Source organism: Streptomyces sp. NPDC127595 (assembly GCF_042671685.1).
GTDB lineage: Bacteria > Actinomycetota > Actinomycetes > Streptomycetales > Streptomycetaceae > Streptomyces.
This window is the reverse complement of record NZ_JBHXWK010000009.1, coordinates 371655-387997: the sequence shown is the minus strand read 5'-3', so window position 1 is coordinate 387997 and position 16343 is coordinate 371655. Positions and strand designations below refer to the sequence as shown.

The 16343-nt window shown below is 71.4% G+C and carries 14 protein-coding genes and 1 rRNA gene; 12 read left to right on the top strand and 3 right to left on the bottom strand.

Annotated elements, in window-relative coordinates; translation table 11 throughout:
• Positions 1–210 precede the first annotated feature (210 nt).
• The 3 genes from rrf to ACFVKT_RS28490 all read left to right on the top strand — a co-directional run bounded on the left by rrf (position 211) and on the right by ACFVKT_RS28490 (position 2808).
• A 5S ribosomal RNA gene (rrf, locus tag ACFVKT_RS28500) occupies positions 211–327 on the top strand.
• Between the two features lie 346 nt (positions 328–673).
• Positions 674–1978 (top strand): hypothetical protein, encoded by a 1305-nt coding sequence (locus tag ACFVKT_RS28495; protein WP_385736565.1) that lies wholly within the window; start codon positions 674–676, stop codon positions 1976–1978.
• Entirely contained in the window at positions 1978–2808 is an 831-nt protein-coding gene (locus ACFVKT_RS28490) for a hypothetical protein (protein ID WP_385736562.1), read from the top strand. Before ACFVKT_RS28495 ends, ACFVKT_RS28490 begins: the two co-directional genes overlap by 1 nt.
• An 82-nt stretch (positions 2809–2890) precedes the next feature.
• Here the strand turns inward: ACFVKT_RS28490 and ACFVKT_RS28485 are convergent, their stop codons facing one another.
• A complete protein-coding gene (locus ACFVKT_RS28485) occupies positions 2891–4198 on the bottom strand; it encodes a DUF1015 domain-containing protein (RefSeq protein ID WP_385736559.1) in 1308 nt (435 codons plus the stop codon).
• Positions 4199–4270: 72 nt separating this feature from the next.
• On the opposite strand from ACFVKT_RS28485, the gene ACFVKT_RS28480 reads away from it, so the two are divergent.
• From ACFVKT_RS28480 to ACFVKT_RS28465, 4 genes are all read left to right on the top strand, one after another.
• The gene (locus ACFVKT_RS28480; RefSeq protein ID WP_385736556.1) at positions 4271–5299 is read left to right on the top strand and encodes an HAD hydrolase-like protein; all 1029 of its coding nucleotides are present in this window, start codon (positions 4271–4273) and stop codon (positions 5297–5299) included.
• 228 nt (positions 5300–5527) lie between these two features.
• Positions 5528–6571 (top strand): FecCD family ABC transporter permease, encoded by a 1044-nt coding sequence (locus tag ACFVKT_RS28475; protein WP_385736553.1) that lies wholly within the window; start codon positions 5528–5530, stop codon positions 6569–6571.
• A gap of 98 nt (positions 6572–6669) precedes the next feature.
• A complete protein-coding gene (locus ACFVKT_RS28470) occupies positions 6670–7671 on the top strand; it encodes a FecCD family ABC transporter permease (RefSeq protein WP_385736629.1) in 1002 nt (333 codons plus the stop codon).
• A 230-nt stretch (positions 7672–7901) separates the two neighbouring features.
• A complete protein-coding gene (locus tag ACFVKT_RS28465) occupies positions 7902–8822 on the top strand; it encodes an ABC transporter ATP-binding protein (RefSeq protein ID WP_385736626.1) in 921 nt (306 codons plus the stop codon).
• Here ACFVKT_RS28465 and ACFVKT_RS28460 read toward each other — a convergent pair.
• Entirely contained in the window at positions 8806–9153 is a 348-nt protein-coding gene (locus ACFVKT_RS28460; protein WP_385736551.1) for an SCP2 sterol-binding domain-containing protein, read from the bottom strand. The genes ACFVKT_RS28465 and ACFVKT_RS28460 overlap by 17 nt on opposite strands.
• 42 nt (positions 9154–9195) lie before the next feature.
• Here ACFVKT_RS28460 and ACFVKT_RS28455 point away from each other — a divergent pair, with 42 nt between their 5' ends.
• The 5 genes from ACFVKT_RS28455 (at position 9196) to ACFVKT_RS28435 (ending at position 14664) form a co-directional block, all read left to right on the top strand.
• Positions 9196–9501, top strand: coding sequence for a hypothetical protein (locus tag ACFVKT_RS28455; protein WP_385736548.1), 306 nt, complete (start codon positions 9196–9198; stop codon positions 9499–9501).
• 7 nt (positions 9502–9508) lie between these two features.
• On the top strand, positions 9509–10324 hold the full coding sequence (locus ACFVKT_RS28450) for a TlyA family RNA methyltransferase (RefSeq protein ID WP_385736545.1): 816 nt from the start codon (positions 9509–9511) through the stop codon (positions 10322–10324).
• Complete coding sequence (locus tag ACFVKT_RS28445; RefSeq protein WP_385736543.1) at positions 10321–11226, top strand: NAD kinase; 906 nt, start codon at positions 10321–10323, stop codon at positions 11224–11226. Before ACFVKT_RS28450 ends, ACFVKT_RS28445 begins: the two co-directional genes overlap by 4 nt.
• A 175-nt stretch (positions 11227–11401) precedes the next feature.
• On the top strand, positions 11402–13132 hold the full coding sequence (gene recN, locus ACFVKT_RS28440; RefSeq protein WP_385736540.1) for a DNA repair protein RecN: 1731 nt from the start codon (positions 11402–11404) through the stop codon (positions 13130–13132).
• Positions 13133–13527: 395 nt separating this feature from the next.
• Entirely contained in the window at positions 13528–14664 is a 1137-nt protein-coding gene (locus ACFVKT_RS28435) for a glycosyltransferase family 4 protein (protein WP_385736537.1), read from the top strand.
• A gap of 13 nt (positions 14665–14677) precedes the next feature.
• Here ACFVKT_RS28435 and ACFVKT_RS28430 read toward each other — a convergent pair whose 3' ends face one another.
• Positions 14678–16306, bottom strand: a complete 1629-nt coding sequence (locus tag ACFVKT_RS28430; RefSeq protein WP_385736534.1) for a PucR family transcriptional regulator — start codon at positions 16304–16306, stop codon at positions 14678–14680.
• Positions 16307–16343: the final 37 nt, after the last annotated feature.

Sequence of the window (16343 nt, the reverse complement as noted above, 5' to 3'; positions counted from 1 at the left end):
GGTTGATAGGCCGGATCTGGAAGGCGGGTAACCGCTGGAGGTGACCGGTACTAATAGGCCGAGGGCTTGTCCTCAGTTGCTCGCGTCCACTGTGTAGTTCCCAGACAACGAACGGTTGTGCTGGCTGAACAGTTTCACTAATCAATTGAATAGTGTGCTTGTTCGCTGCCCGTTCAAGACTCCGCTTTATTGTGGGGTGTCTGAAAGGGTTTCGGTGGTCATAGCATAAGGGAAACGCCCGGTTACATTCCGAACCCGGAAGCTAAGCCTTATAGCGCCGATGGTACTGCAGGGGGGACCCTGTGGGAGAGTAGGACGCCGCCGAACAAATCTTGAGGACCTCTGGTCCCAGCGACTCGCTGGGACCAGAGGTCCTTTTTTGTTTTTCCGAAGCGCGCCGGGTACCTGGCTGCGCGAGAATGACTTGCGGTACCGAAGACAGGAGTCACCATGTCCACCAACTCTCCCGATGAGCGACCGGAGCGCGACCAGCGAAGCCGGGACAGTGGTGACCGCGGCGGCTACCGCGGGGGCCCGCGCCGCGACAACGATCGACGTGACAGCGGCCCCAGCGCGGGTCAGGGCCGGCGCGACGACAGGGGCGGCGGTGACCGTGGCGGTTTCCGTCGGGACGACCGCCCCAACGCTCCGCGCAGTGATGACAATCGTCGTGATGACAACCGCGGCGGCGGCTTCCGCGGCCGTGACGACCGACGCGAAGGTGACCGCGGTGGTCGCCCGGCGTTCCGGCGTGACGAGCGTCCCAGCGGTGGCCCGCGTCGTGATGACCGTGGAGGTGGCAGCGCCGGCGGTGGTGGTCGTGACGGGGATCGTCCGGCGTTCCGGCGCGATGAGCGTCCTAGCGGTGGCCCGCGTCGCGATGACAACCGTGGTGGCAGCTTCCGCCGCGACGACAATCGTCGTGATGACAACCGTGGTGGCGGTTTCCGCCGTGATGACCGTCCGGCCAATGGGCCTCGGCGTGATGACCGTCCTGCCAGCGGTCCGCGTCGCGATGACGACCGTGGCGGCAGCGGTTTCCGTCGGGACGACCGGCGTGACAGCGGTGACCGTGGCGGCAGCAGCTTCCGCCGCGACGACCGGGGCGGCGATGCTCGTCGTGACGATCGCAGGGACGACCGTCCGGCCTTCCGGCGTGACGACAAGCGTGACGACAACCGAGGCGGGGGATTCCGGCGTGACGGGGATCGTCCGGCGTTCCGGCGCGATGAGCGTCCCAGCAGTGCACCGCGTCGCGATGACGACCGTGGTGGTGCCCGTCGTGACGACCGCAGGGACGACCGTCCGGCGTTCCGCCGTGACGAGCGCCCCAGCAGTGGTCCGCGCCGTGATGACAACCGTGGTGGCAGCAGCTTCCGTCGTGATGACAATCGTCGTGATGACAACCGTGGTGGCGGTTTCCGCCGTGATGACCGTCCGGCCAGTGGGCCCCGGCGTGATGACCGTCCTGCCAGCGGTCCGCGTCGCGATGACGACCGTGGCGGCAGCGGTTTCCGTCGGGACGACCGGCGCGACAGCGGTGACCGTGGCGGTAGCAGCTTCCGCCGCGACGACAATCGTCGCGATGACAACCGCGGTGGCGGCTTCCGCCGTGACGAGCGTCCCAGCAGTGCACCGCGTCGCGATGACGACCGTGGTGGTGCCCGTCGTGACGACCGCAGGGACGACCGTCCGGCGTTCCGCCGCGACGAGCGCCCCAGCAGTGGTCCGCGCCGTGATGACAACCGTGGTGGTGGATTCCGTGGGCGCGACGACCGGGGAGCCGGCCCGCGCCGTGACGACAGGGGCGGTCGCCCCGGTGGCTTCGCAGGTCGTGACGACCGGCGTGGCGACGACCGCCGCGGTGGTGGAAGCTTCCGTGACGACCGTGACCGGGACCGTGAGCCGATCAAGCGGCTGCCGATCCCCGAGGACGTCACTGGAGACGAGATCGACAAGGACGTACGGCAGGAACTGATGAGCCTCCCGAAGGGGCTTGCCGACGATGTCGCCAAGAACCTCGTGATGGTCGCCCGGCTCATCGACGAGGACCCCGAGGGGGCGTACGGCTACTCGAAGGTTGCCCTGCGTCTTGCGTCGCGTGTCGCCGCCGTACGCGAGGCGGCCGGTTTCGCCGCGTACGCGAGCCAGAAGTACAGCGAGGCGCTGGCCGAATTCCGGGCCGCTCGGCGTATGACCGGCGGCGTGGACCTCTGGCCTGTCATGGCGGACTGCGAGCGCGGCCTTGGCCGCCCCGAGAAGGCGCTGGACATGGCCGGTGCTCCTGAGGTTCAGAAGCTGGACAAGGCCGGCCAGGTCGAGATGCGCCTCGTGGCCGCCGGTGCGCGGCGGGACATCGGGCAGATCGATGCCGCCATCGTGACCCTCCAGGGCCCCGAGCTCGCCTCGAACTCCGTGCAGCCCTGGACCGCGCGACTGCGGTACGCCTATGCCGACGCGCTGCTTGCCGCCGGCCGGGAGGGTGAGGCGCGCGAGTGGTTCGCGAAGGCCATCGAGTCCGACAAGGACGGCAGCACGGACGCCTCCGACCGGCTCGCCGAGCTGGACGGCGTCGAGTTCCTCGACGCGCTCGTCGAGGACGAGGACGAGGACGAGACGGTAGCGGACACGGACACCGGCACGGCCACGGACACGGACACGGACACGGAGACCGACGCGGACGCGGAGGTCCCGGCGCCGGTTGCGGCCGAGATCGACACAGCGCCTCAGCTCGACGACGAAGTCGAGGTTCCGGAGGGCCGGCAGACGCCTGACGACGACGACTCCAAGGACGCGCCCCAAGGCTGACGTCATGCAGGAGACGTAGAACAGGCGACGTAGAAGCGGACGGGCGGGACTCCGGAAGGGGTTCCGCCCGTTCGTCTGTGCGCTAGCCCGCGAGTGCTCGTAGGACGAGGCCCGAAGCCGGTTTCGGGCCGAACGACGTCGACTTGCGGGGCATTGTGACGCCCTGGCGGGCCAGGTCGCGTACGACCTCCTCGCGGACCGGATGCATCAGGACGGCCGTGCCGCCGTCACGCTCCGCCTTGGCGACCGTGGCCGCCGTGTCGTGGATGTACGCGATGTGCTCGGGCGAGTCCTCCGGGATGCCCCACACGTGTTCGAGGAGTGTGGCGTGCAGGACGGTCGCGTCCAGGGTGCGCCAGGCCTCGGGGTGGTTGCTCGGGATCGTACGGGCGAGGAGGTTCAGGGACGGACGGTCGACCAGGTGGAAGGCGCCGTCGCCGGCCAGGAGGAATGCGTTTCCGCGCGCGGCCGCTGTGGCCAGGGCTTCCATGGCCTCGGGGAGGGCGACGTCGAGATGGCGTACGCGGAAGGAGCCCGAGAGGGCGGTCAGCGCTTCGGCTACCGGCAGGCGGTGCAGGAGGCGGTGGATCGCCCGGACGCGGAGTGGGTAGCGCGTGGTGTCGACCAGCAGGACCAGGCCGTAGTCCCAGGGGCTGGGGGAGGGGTGCTCCGCGCGTAGACGCAGATACGTCGCCCAGCGGTGGTGGCCGTCGGCGATGAGGGCCTGGTGGTTGCCGAGGTCTGTCTGGATCTCGGCCAGATCGGCGTGGTCGGTGACCGCCCACAGGCGGTGGCTGAAGCCGTCCTCCGTGGTGGTGGACAGGAGCGGCGAGTGCTGGGTGGTGCGTTCGATGACGGCGGCGGTGCCCACCCGGGAACCATTGCCGCGGTAGGTCAGCAGCAGGGGTTCGAGGTTGGCGGAGGTGGCACGCATCAGAGCCGCGCGGTCCGCGACGACGTGCGGCATCACGTCCTCGTGGGGGAGGACGACACCGTCCGCCGGCTCCGACAGGCGCAGGGCGCCGATGATGCCGCGTTGCAGCATGCCGCCGTCGTGCTGTTCGTGGCCGTCGCGCTGTTCATAGACGTACAGGCCCGGCTCGGTGTCGGTGGTGAGGACGCCCTCGGACAGCCAGCGGTGCAGGGTTTCGGCTGCCTGCTCGTTTCGCGCGGTGGGGGTGGTGTCCTGCGGGAGGATCAGCCGGACGATGTTGTGAGGGTCGGCTGATTCCAGGTGGAGCAGACCGTCCGGCCGTACGACGACGTCGTACGGCGGCGATGTCACGGCGGCCAGACTGCCGACCCGGTCGGGGTCGTAGCGCAGGCCCCGGAAGGGGTTCAGATCAAGGCCCATGCGTGCGGGTACGTGCGTGGGACCTGCATAGTTCATTCAGGCATCGTAAGTGTGTCAGTGGCATGCGCGATGATCGGGGCAAAGGGATCGAATGAGGAGCGATGCGGAATGAGCCAGACCGTCAGGACGCGGCCCGAGGGCAGTGCGCAGGCCCTGAGCGAGGCGTACGACACGGCTCTGCTCGACTTGGACGGAGTGGTGTACGCGGGCGGGAACGCGATCGCTTACGCCGTCGAGTCCCTCGGTACCGCCCACTCGGGCGGGATGCGTCTCGCGTACGTCACGAACAACGCGTTGCGTACGCCGGACGCGGTGGCCGAGCACCTCACTGAGCTGGGGATACCGACCGGAGCCTCCGACGTCATCACCTCGGCGCAGGCCGCGGCCCGGCTCATCAGCGAGCAGGTGCCCGCCGGCTCGCGCGTGCTGGTCATCGGCGGGGAGGGGCTGCGGGTCGCGCTGCGTGAGCGCGGGCTGGAACCGGTGGAGTCGGCGGACGACGATCCCGCGGCGGTCGTACAGGGCTTCGGCGGTCCGGATCTGCCCTGGGGGCGCTTCGCGGAGGCGTCCTACGCCATCGCGCGTGGGGTGCCGTGGTTCGCGTCCAACACCGATCTGACGATCCCCAGCGCGCGCGGGATCGCCCCGGGGAACGGCGCGGCGGTGGAGGTCGTACGGATCGCCACGGGCGCCGAGCCGCAGGTGGCGGGTAAGCCGTTGCCCCCGATGCACCGGGAGACGATTCTGCGGACCGGGGCGAAGAGGCCGCTGGTCGTCGGTGACCGGCTGGACACGGACATTGAGGGCGCGTTCAACGGGGAAGTGGACTCGCTGCTCGTGCTGACCGGTGTCACGGACGGCGCGCAGCTCCTCGCCGCCCCGCCGCAGCATCGGCCGACGTATGTCGACGCCGATCTGCGCGGGCTGCTCACCGGCCAGCCGGAGGTCAGCGAGGCGGACGGCGGCTTCCGCTGCGGCGGCTGGACGGCCACGGCTGGGAACGAGCGGCTGGAGCTGGAAGGTGACGGCGAGGCCCTCGACGGGCTGCGGGCGCTGTGCGCGGCGGCGTGGACGGCGGCCGGGGACGGGTCCTGCGAGCTGGACGGGGGGAAGGCGCTGGCGCGGCTGGGGCTCTGAGCGCAGCCAAGCGCACGGGGAGGGGCCATAGGGTGCGGCGCAGGACACCGGACAGGGCGCGGGGTACGAGGGGCGCACGCGCGGGGCGCGGGGCACGAGGGGCCAGGGCCCACATGCGGCGCGCGGGGCACAAGGGGCGCAGGGCGCACACGCAGGGCGCGGGGCGCAGGGCTCATCTGCCGTGACACGGGATCGAGCCAAGTTGAGAGGGTAGGCTAACCTAACCGGGTGTTGGTTGACAGTCCTCCTGAAGAGCGCGCGGAGTCCGCCCCCGCGCCCCCAACCCGCCGGGCGATACGTACCTTTGGGCTCCTCGCGTCCGTGGCGCTGCTGGCGCTCGTCGCGCTGGCAAGTATCGCGATCGGCGCGAAAGCGTTGCCGCTGGATCAGGTCTGGCACGGCCTGTTCCACGACTCGGGGACCTACGCGGATGTCGTGGTCAGTGACCGGCTCTCGCGTACGGTCCTCGGGCTGCTGGTCGGCGCCGCGCTGGGGCTGGCGGGCGCCGTTCTCCAGGCGCTCACCCGCAATCCGCTGGCCGACCCCGGACTGCTCGGCATCAACGCGGGCGCCTCCGCCGCGGTCGTCACCGCCATCACGTTCTTCGGCGTCACGAGTCTGAACGGCTACGTCTGGTTCGCCTTCTTCGGGGCGGCCGCGGTGGGTGCCCTGGTCTGGTTCCTCGGCGGTAGCCGGGGGGCGACCCCGGTGCGACTCGCGCTCGCGGGCACGGCGATCAGCGCCGCGCTCTACGGCTATCTGCAAGCCGTGATGATCATGGACGACGCCGCGCTCGGCAAGATGCGGTTCTGGACGGTCGGATCGCTGGCCTCGGCCACTGACACCACCATCAAGCAGGTGCTGCCGTTCCTGGCGGTCGGCACGATCCTGGCGCTGGCCCTCGCCCGCCCGCTGAACGCCGTGACCATGGGCGACGACACCGCCCGCGCGCTCGGCGCCAACCTGAACCGCACCCGCGCGCTGTCCATGGCCGCCGCGACGGTGCTGTGCGGCGCCGCGACCGCCGCCTGCGGGCCGATCGTGTTCGTCGGTCTGATGGTCCCGCACGTCGTCCGCTCCTTCACCGGGCCCGACCTGCGCTGGATCCTGCCGTACGCGACGGTGCTGTCGCCCGTGCTGCTGCTCGGCGCCGATGTCATCGGCCGGATGATCGTGCGGCCCGCTGAATTGCAGGTCGGCATCGTCACCGCGGTCCTCGGTGGCCCGGTCTTCATCTATCTCGTACGACGGCGGAGGACGGCGCAGCTGTGACGACCACCCGGAAGCCGGCCACGTTTGAACCGGCAGCACCTCCTCCAGCTCCGGCCCGCAGGGTCAGGGGCACCCGAGCCGTTCGGACGGGCCGTGGGCTGTCGGTCCGGTTCGACGTCAGGGCGTTCACCGTCGTCGTCCTGCTGCTGGCCGCCGCGCTCACCGCGAGCGTCGTGCTGATCGGCACCGGCGACTTCCCGATCTCCGCCCCGGACGTCCTCAAGACGCTGTTCGGCGACGGGACCACGATTCAGGAGTACATCGTCAGCGACCTGCGGCTGCCGCGGGTCATCGTCGGTCTGCTAGTGGGGGCCTCGCTCGGGCTCAGCGGGGCGATCTTCCAGTCCATCTCCCGCAATCCGCTGGGCAGTCCGGACGTACTCGGCCTCGGGCAGGGCGCCACGGCCGGCGCGCTCATCATGATCGTGCTGTTCTCCGGGAGCGCGAACGAGGTCGCCCTCGGGGCGCTCGTCGGCGGCCTCGTGACCGGGCTCGCCATCTATCTGCTCGCATGGAAACGAGGCGTGCACGGTTATCGACTGGTTCTGGTCGGTATCGGTGTCTCCGCGATCGTCACGGCGGTCAACGGCTATCTGCTGACCAAGGCCGACATCGTCGACGCGGCCCGCGCCGTGGTCTGGATGACCGGCTCGCTCAACGGCCGGGACTGGACCCAGGTGTGGCCGCTGCTGATCATGTGCGCCGTCCTCATTCCCCTGGCTCTCGGCAACGCGCGCGGGCTGCGCATGATGGAGATGGGCGACGACGTCTCGTACGCGCTCGGGGTGCGGGTCGAGCGGACGCGGCTGCTGCTGATGCTGGCCGCCGTACTGCTCACCGCCGGCGCCACCGCCGCCGCCGGCCCGGTCGGTTTCGTGGCGCTCACCTCGCCGCAGCTCGCGCGGCGGCTGACCCGTTCGCCGGGCCCGAACCTGGTGCCCTCCATGTGTATGGGCGCGACCCTGCTGATCGTCGCGGACTGGGCCTCGCAGCGGGCCTTCGGCGCCGATCAGCTGCCCGTGGGCGTGGTGACCGGAGTCCTCGGCGGCGTCTATCTGCTGTGGCTCCTGGTCACCGAGCGCAAGGCGGGCCGGATATGAGCGCCGCACGGAAGCCGGATATGAACGCCGAACGGAATACGGGGCGCCCGCGAAGGGACCCTGAGCGGAAGGCCGGTCGGCAGGAGATGGACGCCGACGGGCGGAAGGCCGGTCAGTCGGGAATGGACGCCGACGGGCGGAAGGCCGGTCAGTCGGGAATGGACGCCGACGGGCGGAAGGTCGGTCAGTCGGAAATGGACGCCGCCGAGCGGAAGGCCGGCCAGTCGGAAATGGGCGCCGCAGCGAACGAGAAGACCAAGAGGAGCACCAGCACCGTGAACCGCCTCTCCGCCGAGAACGTCACCCTCGCCTACGACCAGCGCGTCATCACCGAGAAGCTGTCGGTGGAGATACCCGACAACTCCTTCACCGTGATCGTCGGCCCGAACGCCTGCGGCAAGTCGACACTGCTGCGCGCCCTTTCGCGGATGCTCAAGCCCTCCGAGGGACGGGTACTGCTCGACGGACAGGTCATCCAGTCCATGCCCGCGAAGAAGGTGGCCAGGACGCTCGGGCTGCTGCCGCAGTCCTCGATCGCGCCGGACGGGATCACGGTCGGCGACCTGGTCGGCCGGGGCCGCTACCCGCACCAGGGGCTGCTGCGCCAATGGTCCACGGAGGACGAGCGGGTCGTTCAGGAGTCGATGGCCTCGACCGGCGTCGCCGAACTCGCCGATCGCTATGTCGACGAACTGTCGGGCGGCCAGCGACAGCGCGTGTGGATCGCGATGGCGCTCGCTCAGCAGACACCGCTGCTGCTCCTCGACGAGCCCACCACCTACCTCGACATCCAGCACCAGATCGACGTCCTCGACCTCTGCGCCGAACTGCACGAGGAACAGGGCCGCACCCTGGTCGCCGTACTCCACGACCTCAACCACGCGGCCCGGTACGCCACCCACCTCATCGCGCTGCGCGAGGGTTCGGTCATCGCCCAGGGGGCGCCCGGCGACATCGTCACCGCCGACCTGGTCGAGGAGGTCTTCGGGCTGCGCTGCCAGGTCATCGAGGACCCGGAGACGGGGACACCGCTGGTGGTGCCGGCGGCGCGCAAGGCCCGTACGGCCGCGTCGGACTCGGCCAAGGCGAAGGCGAAGGGGAAGGCGACGGTGTCGGCGTCGGCGTCGGCGTCGGTTACAGAAGGGTCCTGAGCCGGAACAGGTCCCGCAGGCCCGCCTCCAGTTTCACCCGGCCCGAGCCCCAGGCCTTCGCGAAGTTCAGCTCGCCGTTCACCATCGCGACCAGGTCGTCGCCGTTCATCGTGAGCCGGATCTGGGCCTTCTCGGCGGGCGGGCCCTGAAGTGTGTCGAGCACCTCGATCCGGCCGTCCTTGAGGCGGCCGACGAAGGTGATGCCCAGGTCGGTGATACGGCAGCTCAGCGAGCGGTCCAGGGCCGCAGCGGTGCGTACGTCCCCTTCGGCGCTCGCCATGTTGTCCGAGAGCTTTTCGAGTGCGGTGCGGCACTCCTCAATGGTCGCCATCGTGATCGACGGTACCGCAGCGCTTCGGGGTAGCGTCGGGGCATGAGCGACTCAGTGCCCCAGACCCCGTCGCCGCAGGACGAGGTCCCGGAGACAGAGGTTCCGGTCGATGCCGGGCCCGCGTTCGACCCTGCCGCCCCGGCCCCGCTGAACGTGCCCCGCACGCCCACCGGCAACGCGGACATCGACGCCCAGCTCGACCGGCTGGCCGACGCCGACCACCTCGCCACCGACGGACACATCGAGGTGTACGAGGATGTACACCGGGGGCTGCGCGACGCGCTCACCGCGCTCGACGCCCGCCCGGGACCTCCGGCGCCCCCGACGCCGTACGACCGCAGGAGCTGAACCGAACGTGGCAGGAGTGGCACGCCGCCGCCTCGACGCCGAACTGGTCCGCCGCAAGCTCGCCCGCTCGCGTGAGCACGCCGGACAGCTGATCGCCGCCGGCCGGGTCACCGTCGGCAAGACCCTCGCGGTCAAGCCCGCCACCCAGGTGGAGACCGCGGCCGCGATCGTGGTGACCCAGGACGACAGCGACCCCGACTACGTCTCACGCGGCGGACACAAGCTCGCCGGCGCGCTGGAAGCCTTCGTCCCGCAGGGGCTCAGGATCGAGGGCCGGCGGGCGCTGGACGCCGGAGCGTCCACCGGCGGCTTCACCGACGTACTGCTGCGCGCGGGAGCCGCCCATGTGGTCGCCGTCGACGTCGGCTACGGTCAACTTGCTTGGTCTCTGCAGAGCGATGAACGCGTCACCGTCAAGGACCGTACGAACGTACGCGAGTTGACGTTGGACGCGATCGATGGGGAGCCCGTGGATCTTGTTGTCGGGGATCTGTCCTTCATCCCGCTCGGCCTGGTGCTGCCCGCCCTCGCGCGGTGCACGGCGCCCGACGCCGATCTGGTGATGATGGTCAAACCACAGTTCGAAGTGGGGAAGGAACGGCTGGGCAGCGGCGGTGTCGTGCGCAGCCCGGAACTGAGGGCCGAGACAGTGCGCGGGGTGGCCGCGCGCGCCTGGGGGCTGGGGCTCGGAGTGCAGGGGGTCACGGCCAGCCCGTTGCCCGGACCTTCGGGCAATGTCGAGTACTTTCTGTGGCTGCGGGCCGGGGCACCCGAACTCGACCCGGCCGACGTTGACCGTGCAGTGGCGGAGGGGCCGCGTTGACACAGACCCGAGCTCGTACTGTTTTCCTGCTTGCCCACACCGGGCGGCCCGCTGCGATCCGCAGCGCCGAACTCGTCGTCCAGGGGCTGTTGCGTTCTGGGATCGGCGTACGTGTCCTTGAGGCGGAGGCCGCCGACCTGCCGCTGCCGGCGAGTGTGGAGCTGGTGAAGGAGGCCACACCGCAGTGCCTCGACGGGTGCGAGCTGCTGATCGTGCTCGGCGGTGACGGGACGCTGCTGCGCGGCGCCGAGTTCGCCAGGGCGTCCGGAGTACCGATGCTCGGCGTCAACCTCGGCCGCGTCGGCTTCCTCGCGGAGGCCGAGCGGGACGACCTCGACAAGGTCGTCGACCGGGTGGTGACCAAGGCGTACGAGGTCGAGGAGCGGATGACCGTCGATGTCGTCGTGCACCAGAACGGCGACATCGTGCACACCGACTGGGCGCTGAACGAGGCCGCCGTGCAGAAGGTGTCCGCCGAGAAGCTCCTTGAGGTCGTCCTCGAGATCGACGGGCGGCCCGTCACCGGCTTCGGCTGCGACGGCATCGTCTGCGCCACGCCGACCGGCTCCACGGCGTACGCGTTCTCCGCGGGCGGGCCCGTGGTGTGGCCGGAGGTCGAGGCGCTGCTGATGGTGCCGATCAGCGCGCACGCGCTGTTCGCGAAGCCGCTGGTGACCTCGCCGGACTCGGTGCTCGCGATCGAGGTGCTGCCACACATTCCGCCGGGGGTGCTGTGGTGTGACGGGCGCCGGTCGGTGGACCTGCCGCCGGGCGCGCGGGTGGAGGTCCGGCGGGGGGCCGTGCCGGTACGGCTGGCCCGGCTGCACCACGCCTCGTTCACGGACCGGCTGGTCGCGAAGTTCGCGCTGCCGGTCTCCGGGTGGCGCGGGGCGCCGCACTAGTCGTACGACTGTTTGTACGGACTGACGTGTACGGACTGACGTGTACGGCGTTTGTACGGTGGCCCACTCCGGCGGGTGACAACGGGCCCTTTGTGGGTCCTTGTCACCTGCGCCTTCGCACCAGGGGGGTGGGGGCCGTCGCACATCCGGTCCCTGACCTCGTAAGGTCGGGGGCGTGTTGGAGGAGATGCGGATACGGTCGCTCGGAGTCATCGACGACGCGGTGGTCGAGCTGTCGCCAGGCTTCACCGCCGTGACCGGTGAGACCGGTGCGGGCAAGACGATGGTGGTCACCAGCCTCGGGCTGCTGCTGGGTGGGCGTGCCGACCCGGCCCTCGTACGGATCGGCGCCAAGAACGCGGTCGTGGAGGGGCGGATCACCGTGCCCCCGGGCGGGACCGCGGTCCTGCGGGCCGAGGAGGCCGGGGCCGAACTCGACGACGGGGCGCTGCTGATCAGCCGTACCGTTTCCGCCGAGGGGCGCTCGCGGGCTCACCTGGGCGGGCGTTCCGTGCCCGTGGGGGTGCTCGCCGAACTCGCCGACGAGCTCGTCGCCGTGCACGGGCAGACCGACCAGCAGGGGCTGCTCAAGCTGTCCCGGCAGCGGCAGGCGCTCGACCGGTACGCGGGGGACGCGGTCGCCGTGCCCCTCGCCAAATACGCCGGTGCCTACCGGCGGCTCCGCGCGATCTCGGCCGAGCTGGACGAGATCACGACACGTGCGCGTGAGCGGGCCCAGGAAGCCGACCTGCTGCGCTTCGGACTCGACGAGATCGCCGGGGTCGAGCCGCGGGAGGGCGAGGACGTGGAGCTGGCTGCAGAGGCCGAGCGGCTCGGCCACGCGGAGGCGCTGGCATCGGCCGCCACGGTCGCGCACGCGGCGCTCGCGGGCAATCCCGAGGACCCGGAGGGCATCGACGCGGCGACACTCGTCGCGGGGGCGCACCGGGCGCTCGAAGCCGTACGTTCGCACGACTCCTCGCTCGGTGCGCTGTCCGGGCGGATCGGGGAGATCAACATCCTGCTGCGGGATGTGGCCGGGGAACTGGCCGGGTACGCCGACGATCTCGACGCCGATCCGCTGCGGCTCGCGGCGGTCGAGGAGCGCCGGGCCGCACTGACCCAGCTCACCCGGAAGTACGGCGAGGACATCAACTCCGTACTCGCCTGGGCCGAGCAGGGCGCCGCGCGGCTCCTCGAACTCGACGGCGACGACGAGCGGATCGACGGGCTGACCGCCGAGCGGGACGCGTTGCGTGCCGAACTGGGCGGACTTGCCCAGGGGTTGACGGAGGCCCGTACGGAGGCCGCCGCACGGTTCGCCGCCGCCGTGACCGCCGAGCTGGCCTCGCTCGCCATGCCGCACGCGCGCGTGTCGTTCGAGATCCGGCAGACCGACGACCCGGAGGGCGTCGAACTCGGCGGCCGTACGGTCGCGTACGGGCCCGCGGGCGTCGACGAGGTCGAGCTGCTGCTCGCCCCGCACCCGGGTGCGCCGCCCCGGCCCATCGCCAAGGGCGCCTCCGGCGGTGAGCTCTCGCGCGTGATGCTCGCCGTGGAGGTCGTCTTCGCGGGTACGGATCCGGTGCCGACGTATCTGTTCGACGAGGTCGACGCCGGTGTCGGCGGCAAGGCCGCGGTCGAGATCGGACGGCGGCTCGCCCGGCTCGCGAAGACCGCGCAGGTCGTGGTCGTCACGCACCTCCCGCAGGTCGCCGCGTTCGCCGACCGGCAGCTGCTGGTCGAGAAGACCAACGACGGGTCCGTGACCCGGTCCGGGGTCAAGATCCTGGAGGGCGAGGACCGAATCCGCGAGCTGTCCCGCATGCTGGCCGGACAGGAACACTCGGAGACGGCCCGAGCGCATGCGGAGGAGCTGTTGGCTACCGCCCGAGCGGACGGGTAGCCGCCGGCGGGCGGGGGCTCTCTCCGCCGCTCCGCGACGGTGCCTTTGCCCGCTCCGCGGTGTTGCCTTGTCCCGCTCCGCGGTGTTGCCTTGTCCCGCTCCGCGGCCTTGCCTTGAACCGCTCCGCGGTCCGAACTCCGCCGCTCCGCGGCGGTTTCCCCGCCCGCCCGACCTTTCGGCCGCTCCGCGGTCCCTGTATCCCGGCCGCTCCGCGGCCTCACTCGTGTGAGTGACTCAGGTGCTCGCGTTGGCCGGGGTGTCGTGATCCGGTTCCGGCCGTGGTGCCGGAACGGTCGGGCGGCCTGGCATCCTTGGCGTTGTGTGACGTTTCCGCGCACGCTTCTTCTGTACGTTTCTTCGTGACCGTTCGATGCCGAACCAGGAGCCCCGGCCACGTGAGCCACGTGAGCAGCCACTCACCGCACGGCCAGTCGCCGCTGCGCACCGTGCAGGTGCTCGGCGGTGGGAGCGCGCGCAGCAGTGCGCATGTGCGGTCGCTGGCCTCGGGTCTCGTCGCCCGGGGCGTGCGGGTCACCGTGTGCGCCCCTGCCGACGCCGATCACGCCTACGGGTTCACCGGTGTGGGCGCGCGGCACGTTCCCGTGCCGCGCAGCAACGACGCCGCCTCCTTGGCGGCGCTGCGGACCGCCTGCGCGGATGCCGACCTGGTGCACGCGCACGGGCTGCACGCCGCGCTGAGGGCGGCGTTGGCACTGAGTGGGCGGCGTGTCCCGCTCGTCGTCACCTGGCACACGCGCCCACAAGCCGAGGGTGCGCGGGCGCATCTGCTGCGCATGCTGGAGCGGCGGGTCGCCAGGGCGGCCGCCGTCGTTCTCGGCACGTCCTCCGATCTGGTGGATCGCGCCCGCAGCAGGGGCGCTCGGGACGCACGGCTGGCCGCTGTGGCGTCTCCGGCGCCGCGCAGCACCGTCGAGAACGGCGACTCCGACCGGCTGCGGCAGAAGGCGCGGGCCGAACTCGGCGCCACCGACCGCCCGTTGCTCATGGCGGTCGGCTCCCTCGACCGGCACCGGGGGTACGACATCCTGCTGGATGCCGCCCGCGCTTGGCGCGACCTCGATCCGCTGCCGCTGCTGGTGATCGCGGGGGAGGGGCCGCTCCGGACGGTGCTGCAGCGCCGTATCGAGGACGAAGGGCTGCCCGTCCGCCTGGTCGGGCGGCGCGACGACATCACCGAACTCCTCGCGGCGGCCGATCTCGCCCTGCTGCCGAGCAGTTGGGAATCCCGGTCCGTGCTCGCGCAGGAGGCCCTCCACGCGCGCGTCCCGCTCGTCGCGACCGCCGTCGGCGGCATCCCCGATCTGGTCGGCGACGCGGCCGAACTCGTCCCGTACGGGGACGCGGAGGCGTTGGCCGAGGCCGTCGTAAGCCTTCTTCGGGATCCCGGTCGTCGGGAGTTGCTGAAGGAGAGGGGCGTCCGGCAGGCGGCGACCTGGCCGACCGAGGACGAGACGGTCGCCCAGGTGCTCAGTGTCTACGACGAGTTGACCCAGCCAAGGCCGCTTGGCTGAGGCGCGTGCCCGGTCAGGACACGTGCCTGCGTGCCCGCAGCGCCAGGCTCAACGCCAGTACCGTCTGCGGGTCGTCCAGGTCGGTGCCCAGCAACTCCCCGATCCGGGCCAGGCGGTTGTAGAGCGTCTGGCGGTTGAGGTGCAGCTCGCGGGCCGTCTCCGCCTTGCGGCCCGCGTGGGCCAGATACGTCTCCAGGGTGGGGAGAAGCGGCGGTTTGGAGCGGTTGTCGTGGTCGCGGAGGGGGCCGATGGCGCGGTCCACGAAGGCCGCGAGGTCCGGGTGGTCGCGCAGGCGCCACAGGAGCAGGTCGATGTCCAGGCGGCGGGCGTCGTACCAGGGGCGGTCGGTCAGGCCCTGTGCGGCCGTCGCCGTCTCCGCCGCGTGCCGCAGACCCGCTGAGGCCGCCGCCCAGCCCCCGGCGACGCCGACGACCACCACCGGCGGCTGCGCGCCGGGCCGCTGCATGCCCGCGCGTTCCACGCCCGCCCGGAGCGCCGCCGCGACCCGGTCCGCGACTGCCGGGCGTTCGGACTCCGAGCGCAGGCCCAGCAGAAGCGGGACACGGCCCTCGACAGGTCGTACGCCGAGCAGGACGGGCACCCCGACCGAGGCGAGCTCCTCCGCGACCGCGCGGGCCAGGACCGCCCAGCCGCCGCCGGGGGAGAGGCCGTCGGTGAGCCGCATCACGACCGGCAGGAGCGGGCTGTTGCCGGGCTTGAAGCCGAGCACCCGGGCCTGCGCCGGGGCGTCCTCCGCCTCGATACGGCCCTCGGCGAGGTCGGTGAGGAAGTCGCCGCGTCCGCGCGCCGCGAGTTCCTCCTCCTGGCGGGCCTGCATCAGCACGACGGCCAGGATCCCGGCGGCCCGCTCCGCCGCGAGCCGGTGCACCGGGGCGACCGGGGCGCTGACGGGCAGCATGACCAGGCGGGCCCGTACCGAGCTCGTGCCGGGGCCGCCGCCGGGCACGTCCACGAGTGTCGTTCCGGCGGGCGGTTCCTCCTTGTGCTGGCCGCGCATGCCCTCCCATACCTGGAGCGGGTCGGCCCCCGCGCTGCCGGACCCGGCGGCGTACAGGAGCTGTCCCTCGGGCGTCTCCAGGAACACCGGATTGCCGCTGAAGTCGGCGAGGATCCGGAGCACCTGGGGCACGCCGCCCCCGCCGAGGAGTGCCTCCGTGCATCGTCGGTGCACCTCCTCGGCCTGCTGGAGGAGGGCGTAGTGGCCGTTGACGATCTCGGTGTGGATTTCCTCGGTGACGGCCACGAAGGCCACCTCGCGGTGCAGCTGGACGAGTGGGAGACCGGTGGACCGGGCGGTCTCCACGAGGGCCGCGGGCAGCCGTGTGAAGCGCGGGCCGAGCTCCACCACGAGGGCCGCGATTCCGCGTTCGGCCAGCGTGCGGACGAAGGCGCGCTGTTCGGCGGGGCGGGTGCCGAGGCCGTACCCGGTGGTCAGGAGCAGTTCGCCGCCCTTGAGGAGCGAGGCGATGTTCGGGACCTCGCCCGCGTGCACCCAGCGCACGGTGCGCTGCAGCCGGTCGGCTCCCGCGAGGATCTCCGGGAGCCCGCCGCGCAGCCCGGGCAGCTCCAGCGCCCGCTGCACGGTGATTCCGGCGCCCTGGGTGTCGTAACGGCTGTCCATGGTCCCGGACGCTACCCGCGGAGGCGGTCCGGAACAT